Genomic DNA, 7,215 nt, shown 5'->3' with positions numbered 1-7,215 from the left:
AAGCGGACGCGGCCGATGTGTACTTTTGCCAACGACGAGAGTTGTGCTCGAATCGTGTGCGCGCTGTTTCAGAAGGCGAACAAACGGTGGGAGCAGCGCTGTGGGCGCAAGTGTCGCTCTCGAGCCAAGTCCAAGGTAAGAAAGCCGGCAGCGTAAAATGCCAGTGGGAAGTTACACAAAAGAATTGACACTACCCCGCCTACCCGAAAACCGAACTAGCGACCAATCGAAGCTGGCTGGCTGACTTGCTTTCCACCTATCCAGCCCCCCCGCCTTTCCGGCTACCTGTGGCATTGCTACTTCGGTTCCTGGGACAACCTTGACTGAAGGCACAAGGTTCTTATCCTAGCGCCATGTACAGATCCAAAGACGCCGCCCGGTGCCGGGTGCTCGTATCAGGCCGGGTGCAGGGAGTATTCTTCCGGATGTTCGCAATGCGCGAGGCACAAAAGCTGGGTCTTGGCGGGTTCGTACGCAATCTACGCGACGGCCGGGTCGAGGCGGTGGCCGAAGGAGACCGCTCCAACCTTGAAGCGTTCATCGCGCGGCTCAGGGTCGGGCCAGCAGGAGCGCAAGTACGGGAAGTAGCAGTCGAGTGGGAGCCGTTTGAACACGAATTTGACGGATTCGACATTACCTACGACTAATTCCTGCCGGGCTTGACGCCGGAAACAGGCAGACTAGACTGCCCGCACCAGAAGAGCCGGCAATGAGTTTCACCACATCCCGTAGCGAAGAATCTGTCATCCTCATTGAGGTACTGCTTCTACTGCTCGGGATTGCGCTGCTCCGGCTGCTGCTCGACCCAGTTTCACGTTCGCTCACCACGGTCGTCATGCTCTGGATATTCCTACTCACCACTAGCTACATCGTCGGCGAGTTTGAAACTGCCGTCCGCGCCAACTTCGGATTCTCGCTCAAAACGCAGGCGGCGTTTGCACTCTCATATGTGGCCTACAGCGGTGTCCACATCATCTGGCCGTGGTGCGAGGGGCTCACGGTCAAATTCTGGCTCGGACTCTGGCTGTACTTGAACATCCTGGCCCCGCTTCTTGGACTTGTTGTCCGTCGGCTCATCCGGCAACGGGCCGTGCTTGTCACCGATCCGCCAGACGTTCCACGCGTGGAATTCAGGACAATGCCGGAAGCGTCGGTCAACAGTCATTGTCCTGACACCGCTTTGCCAGCCGACCGACAGTCGGCGGCTAGTCAGTTGAAAGACCGGGTGCAGTTGCTTCGCTGGTGGGGATTCGAATGTGTCGAGACGGTCAGCATTGGCGAGCTTGCTGACTGGCTGAGGAAGAACGCCGACCAGTATGGTCGGGTCAAGAACTGCGAAGTGGTAGTGGTGGACATTGCTGACTATCGAACCGAGTATGCGGTCTCGGCGGTTGCCGGCGACTACTTTGCCGATTTTGTCGGCATACCCTCATTCAGCTTCACCGGCTATCTTGTTGGGCCCCATCCCCGCCATATCGGCCCGTACGCGCCAAACGTTGTAGCCCGACGGGTGAAACGAGTCATTGACCTTGTTGTCTCCGGTCTTGTCATCATCCTCTCAAGCCCATTCATGCTGGCGGTGGCCGTGCTCATCAAGCTGGACAGCCCTGGACCAGTGCTTTACAAGCACCGGCGACTAGGACGGAACATGCGACCATTCTGGCTGCTCAAGTTCCGGACAATGTACCGGGACGCGGACGAACGATTGCATCGGATTCTCGAATCCGACCCCAAGCTGGCCGAGGAGTTCAAGGCGACGTTCAAACTCAAGAATGACCCACGCGTTACGCGGATTGGCAGGTTTCTGCGCCGGTTCAGCATTGACGAGGCGCCGCAGTTGTTCAATATCATTGCCAACCAGATGAGCTGGGTTGGTCCGAGGCCAATTGTTGAGAAAGAAGTTGAATACTATCGCGACTACTCGCTCCTGCTGTTTCGGGTACTACCGGGTGCAACCGGGCTCTGGCAGATATCAGGGCGGTCTGAGACGAGCTACCAAGAACGGGTCGAGCTGGACACGCGCTATGTCCAGGAATGGAGTCTGTGGCGCGACTTGGCGATACTGTTCAAGACTGTACCAGCAGTGCTCCAGCGGCGAGGAGCATACTAGGAAAGTATGCCCCTAGTGCTTCCTGCCGGAACAACAACTGGTGAAGCAGCATGGCCACACCTCTAGCCAGGTCTGCAGCCAAGAAACTACGCCGCACTGGTTCCGGACTCGTCGAATCTCCGTAGGGCCATGATAGTCGAAAAGCTCGATGTTGCCGCGGTACGGCTCTGTGAACAGCGAGGCATGTTTCCATCTGCCGCCGAACTGGCCCGGGCCGGACTTGAGCCGGCTGAATATCGCACGCGACTCAAGCGCCTTGCTGCTGCCGGGGTTATCTGCTCGTACCGTGCTATTCTTGTCGTACCGCCGCTGCTGGGCGGCGACTGGGTGTGGGCCGGGGTTCTGGCCAGTGCGAAACGGCCGCTCGGGGTCGGAAACGCACTGACCCGCAGGCTGCCGTTCGTAACCGAAATCGTGCTGAACCAGGGGTTACCTGAAGGGCTCGGACCGAATCTTGCCCTAATGTTCTACTCGCGCGACTTCGAAACCGAATCTCAGTTCATCCGCTCCGCCCCGGGTATCGAGTACCAAGAAGTGTATCGAGTTGCCGAGTATTCATTTCCGGTGGCGATACCCCTGTCCGGTGACGAGCGAACGCTCCTAAAACACATCGTCAAGTCACCAGCCGACGACATCCCGGCCCTGAGCAAGGTGCTGGACCGCACTCCCTCCTGGGTGCAGGCCAAACTGGACCGGCTTTGCTGGACCGAATCCAACCGGTCCGGCGTGATACGGGTCCAGCCCGAAGTAGACTGGACCCGGGTCGAGAACTTCGGACACTTTCACCTGCTGGTTGAGACCGGACACAGGTCTGAAAACATTGCTCGGCTTGCAGCCGAACACGGCTTCACACTATGCCTTCAGGGCCGGGCATTTCGCGGCCGCTATGTCCAGGTTGAAGCCGACGCGTGGGGCATTACCGACCTGATGTTGCGGGTGTCGGCACTGGAACAAGTACCAGGGATTCGCGTCGCTGGTGTAGTCTGGAACCAGCGGGTGTCGGTCAACTCAAGCTGGGTCCCCAAGCTCCTCGACTAGCGGGTGAGAAGAATCCGACCTCTAGGCAGCCCTGAAGGGCAAATCTCAGAAGCCAGGTCGCAGACCAGTTGGCCCGGTCGGCTAGGCTCAAACCGATAGAAGTACACACCCGGCGCTAGTTCAGCCCCGGTCCAGAACACCGTCCCCTCCCTGTCCGATTCCAGCTTCTGGACAATGCGGCCGAGCGAGGAGAAGACGACGAGCCGGCACCCGGTCGGCACTGAAAGCCGGAGCGGCCAGGAAGGCGAGACCAGTATTGTCCGGTCGGTCTGCCATTCGTTGTGTTGGCACACATCTTCCTCTCTGACTCCGGCGATTCCGGCCACGCTGCCCCGGACTACCACAGCATATGGTTGCCGCGACGTATAGACGTTACGAGCTCTGACCCGCAAAGTCCAGGTTCCGACGATTGGCTGAGAAAGCTGGCACACTTCCTCGACGTTACGTTCGTCCGCCTGGAGCGGATTGGCCCGTGACTCACCACAAAGAAACTGGTTGCCCCGGTAGCCGTTCTTATCCGGGCTGATGACCTCCAGGTCAAGGTCATTGACGATTGCAACCAGGGCCTCGGGCGCGGCCGCGGTGTCGGTCCAGACCAGCACGACGCGCAGTGGCTTGCGCTCGGTTATGTCAAACCGATATTCATCGTAATGGCCGGTGGTGAGCCCAGTTGTCTCATCCACAAACGTCAGGCGCAATGAGTCGTCCTCAAAATGGAGCATGTTCGCAAGATTGAGCCGACCCCAGCCGGCAGAGTTGTTGGGGAAATACTCGCCAACACTGAGGTCCTGGTCAGCTCCGGCAATTGCCAGGCCACGCATCAAAGCACTTGAAGGCAGCGGAATCGAGCGGCTGGAATCGGGTCGGCCCAGCGGAAACCAGCCTTCCCGCAGGTACTGACGACACAGCACAAGCGCACCGCTGGCCGCGGGCGCGGCAAAGCTCGTACCATCTCGCCGCGAGTAGTAGAATGGCAGTGGCCCATCGGCCGAGGTGATTGCTTCGCCCGGAGCCAAGATATTCGGCTTCGTGCGTTCGTCCCGAGTCGGACCGCGCGAGGAAAAGATGGCTACCCGGTTGCTGGCGACACCGTTCCCGCACGCGCCGATGGTAAGTGCACTCTTAGCACATGAAGGATGGCCGATACGGTAAAGCCCGATTCCCAGGTTGGCGGCTGCCCAGACCACGAGGAAATTCTTGTCCTTCCAGGCCACGGCGTCGAGGCTTGCGTCCAGCAGACGGTAGTAGCCGGGCCGGTCGTCGCTGCCGAAAGAACCGGAAACCTGGCGCACCGGCTCGCCCAGACCCAAAGCCAGCCGCACCGAGTCCAGCAGGTCGCTGATGTCGTCACTGAAAACATAGGCGCCATAGGACGTGCCGATGTCAACGAAGAAAATTCGGGCGTCCGGGGCCATACCATCAGCCTTGCTGGAATTACCGCAGACCGAATCGTTACCGGCCAGGGTGCCAGCGACCGCACTGCCGTGAAAGTTATTGAAGTCCCCTAACCCGGCATTGCGATAAAGCTTGTACCCGGCGAGCTTGCGATGACGGGGAAAGATGCCCGGAGCAGTCACCTGATAGCATGGATCGCGAAACTGGTCGTGCTCGGTGTAGATTCCGGAGTCGAACAGCCCCACAATCATATTCTGGCCGCGGATGCCTTTGGACCATACCCGACGACCGGCAAGCGTGTCCGGTGGCTCCGGACGCCAGCCGACCTGCACTACCCACTGGGCCTCGCAGTTGAAAGGTCGGCCCTGGTCTGACATCTGGACCCAGGACACAGCTTCAAGCCGGGCGACCTCTGCGGCCTGGCTGCTTTCGATCGTAAACGTGACGGTGCGCAGACCAACTGCGACGACGCGTCCGCCGATGGCCGCGATTGCGTCCGCGACTCGATTGGCTGACTCTCCAGGCCAAAGACAGGCTACCAGCTCAGCCGGCCCGTTAGTCGCGATAAGCTCTGGGGCAAGTTTGTAGTCCGGCTGAAACGGAGCAAGCCAGGCCACAAACGGGAGTCCAAGCACGAGTCCTGCCCTGACCTCCCGGGCCACGCGGCAGACGACTGTCTGGTACGCAATGTAGCATGCCGGCTCAAGACCACTGGCCCGCAACCCGGTTTGAAAATCAGTGCGCACCGGTTCGGTCAAGTGGACAAGCCAGGCAGAGCCGGGCCGAAGCAAGGACTCTGATGGAGTAGCAGGTGCGAGCCGGGTGTCGAGCACGGTGCCGTTGGCGAACCGGATGACATGGTTTGCCGCGTAAGGCTCAGGCGTGAAGGTCAGACCCCGGCCGGTCACTTGGATCCCAGGACCGACAAATGCCAGAACAAGCGACAACAGAACCAACGCTTCCTCCAACGACGCGCTAGCGCGTTATGCTCTAACCCCGCGTGGGGCAGAGCGCCGTGTCCTATGCGCCGCGCGTCTATTCCAACTTCAGTATGTCCACGATGGCCGCCGTTACCTCCTTCATGTCAGCCAGCGTTAGGTCGCCCATGTGGGCAATACGGAAAGTTTTCTCCTTCAGGTCACCGTAGCCGTTGGATATCTGCATACCGCGCTTGCCCAACTCCGAGTTCAGGTCTTTGACGCTGATACCCCGGGTGTTAGTCGCAGTGGTCAGCGTAACCGACTCGTAACCCGGCTCGGCAAACAGCGCGAAGTAACGCCTGGCCCAGTCGCGCGTGAACCTTGCCATCTCCAGATGCCGCTGGTACCGGTTCTCCATGCCCTCCTTCAATATGTGGTCGAGCTCAGCATCCAGGGCCCAGAACAGCGATATCGCTGGCGTAGTCGGAGTCTGGCGATCCTTGTCGTAACGCTTGAGCATGGCATCGTAGTCGAAGTAGTAGCCCCGGTCCGGGACCGTGCGGCACTTGTCCAGTGCACGCTGAGACACAACCGCAACTGCAAGACCAGGCGGTAGCGCGACTGCCTTCTGACTTGACGCGACAACGATATCCAGGCCCAGGGCGTCAATGTCAAACCAGTCGCCCATCAGTGAGGAGACCGCGTCAACAAGGATGAGTACATCCGGATACTTGTCCCCCATCATCTTGGCGATGTCTTCGATTGGGTTGCGTACGCCGGTGGAAGTCTCGTTCTGGGTCACAGCCAGCGCCATGTATCCGCCTTTGGCCAGTTCCCGGTCAATCATCTCAGGCTTTATTGCCTTGCCCCACTCGACCGTCAGGGCGGCAGCATCCTTACCGCAGGCCTTAGAAATCTTGAACCATCGGTCTGAGAAGGCACCGTTGACGGTGTGTAGAATCTTGCCGGTCACGACGTTGCGCACGGCGCCCTCCATCGTACCGGTCCCGGACGAGGTGAACCACATACAGTAGTTCTTAGTGCCGAGGACCTGCTTTGTCTTCTGTACGATACGCTCGTTCAGCTCACCGAATTCCTTGGACCGGTGACCAATCATCCACTTCGACTGGGCCTTGAGTATCTCCTCACGAACTTCGGTCGGACCCGGTATGAACAGCTTCTTGTGCATTCCTAGTACCTCCTATGATGATTGCGTCGAACTACCTAGGACACTGACTTCGACCCGTCGCCGCCGCGGGCCATCAAACTCGCAGAAAAATATTCCCTGCCACTGTCCAAGCGCCAGCCGCCGGTTCTTGACCGGCACCTGGACGCTTGGGCCGATCAGACTTGCCTTGACATGGGCGTCGGCGTTCCCTTCGGCGTGGTCGTATCCGGCCGCAGCCGGTACGACTCGGGACAGGGTGTTACAGATGTCTCTTGCCACATCAGGGTCATAGCTTTCGTTGACGGTCACAGCGGCCGTCGTGTGAGGAACCCAGACAAGGCAGATACCGGATTCCACACCGCTCTGGCTCACCGCTTGCTGCACTTGACTGGTGATGTCCAATAGCTCGGTGCGTGAACCAGTCTCAATTGCAAGCGTGACCATCAGTTGCCCAATCTTATCGAGTGGACCGCCGCTGTCAATCAGCCGCGTTGCCTCACCAAAAATGTACTCGAAGCTACCCCGTTGCCTCACGTAAGAAAAGTACTCGAAACAGGAGGCATAATCTGACCAGCCCTTACCAT

Annotated in this window: 6 protein-coding genes; 3 read left to right on the top strand and 3 right to left on the bottom strand. The window is 59.1% G+C overall.

The annotated features are described in order from the left end of the window. The first annotated feature begins 353 nt into the window (after positions 1 to 353). From ABIL25_10235 to ABIL25_10225, 3 genes are all read left to right on the top strand, one after another. The gene (locus tag ABIL25_10235) at positions 354 to 647 is read left to right on the top strand and encodes an acylphosphatase (protein MEO0082644.1); all 294 of its coding nucleotides are present in this window, start codon (positions 354 to 356) and stop codon (positions 645 to 647) included. Positions 648 to 709: 62 nt separating this feature from the next. Continuing rightward, entirely contained in the window at positions 710 to 2,110 is a 1,401-nt protein-coding gene (locus tag ABIL25_10230) for a sugar transferase (protein ID MEO0082643.1), read from the top strand. 129 nt (positions 2,111 to 2,239) lie between these two features. Beyond that, on the top strand, positions 2,240 to 3,148 hold the full coding sequence (locus tag ABIL25_10225) for a hypothetical protein (protein MEO0082642.1): 909 nt from the start codon (positions 2,240 to 2,242) through the stop codon (positions 3,146 to 3,148). Here the strand turns inward: ABIL25_10225 and ABIL25_10220 are convergent. From ABIL25_10220 to ABIL25_10210, 3 genes are all read right to left on the bottom strand, one after another. Then, positions 3,145 to 5,499: a S8 family serine peptidase gene (locus tag ABIL25_10220; GenBank protein MEO0082641.1), complete on the bottom strand. Its 2,355-nt coding sequence runs from the start codon at positions 5,497 to 5,499 to the stop codon at positions 3,145 to 3,147. The two genes, ABIL25_10225 and ABIL25_10220, sit on opposite strands and share 4 nt — an antisense overlap. Positions 5,500 to 5,578: 79 nt before the next feature. After that, positions 5,579 to 6,652 carry an alanine--glyoxylate aminotransferase family protein gene (locus ABIL25_10215; GenBank protein MEO0082640.1) on the bottom strand — a complete coding sequence of 358 codons (1,074 nt, stop codon included), beginning with the start codon at positions 6,650 to 6,652 and terminating at the stop codon, positions 5,579 to 5,581. A 12-nt stretch (positions 6,653 to 6,664) separates the two neighbouring features. Continuing rightward, the gene (locus ABIL25_10210; protein MEO0082639.1) at positions 6,665 to 7,078 is read right to left on the bottom strand and encodes a secondary thiamine-phosphate synthase enzyme YjbQ; all 414 of its coding nucleotides are present in this window, start codon (positions 7,076 to 7,078) and stop codon (positions 6,665 to 6,667) included. Positions 7,079 to 7,215: the final 137 nt, after the last annotated feature.

The organism is candidate division WOR-3 bacterium (assembly GCA_039801365.1).
Taxonomy (GTDB): domain Bacteria; phylum Hydrothermota; class Tepidihabitantia; order Tepidihabitantales; family Tepidihabitantaceae; genus JBDRUN01.
Note: the sequence above shows the minus strand (reverse complement) of the source record. Positions and strands in the feature narration are given on the sequence as shown.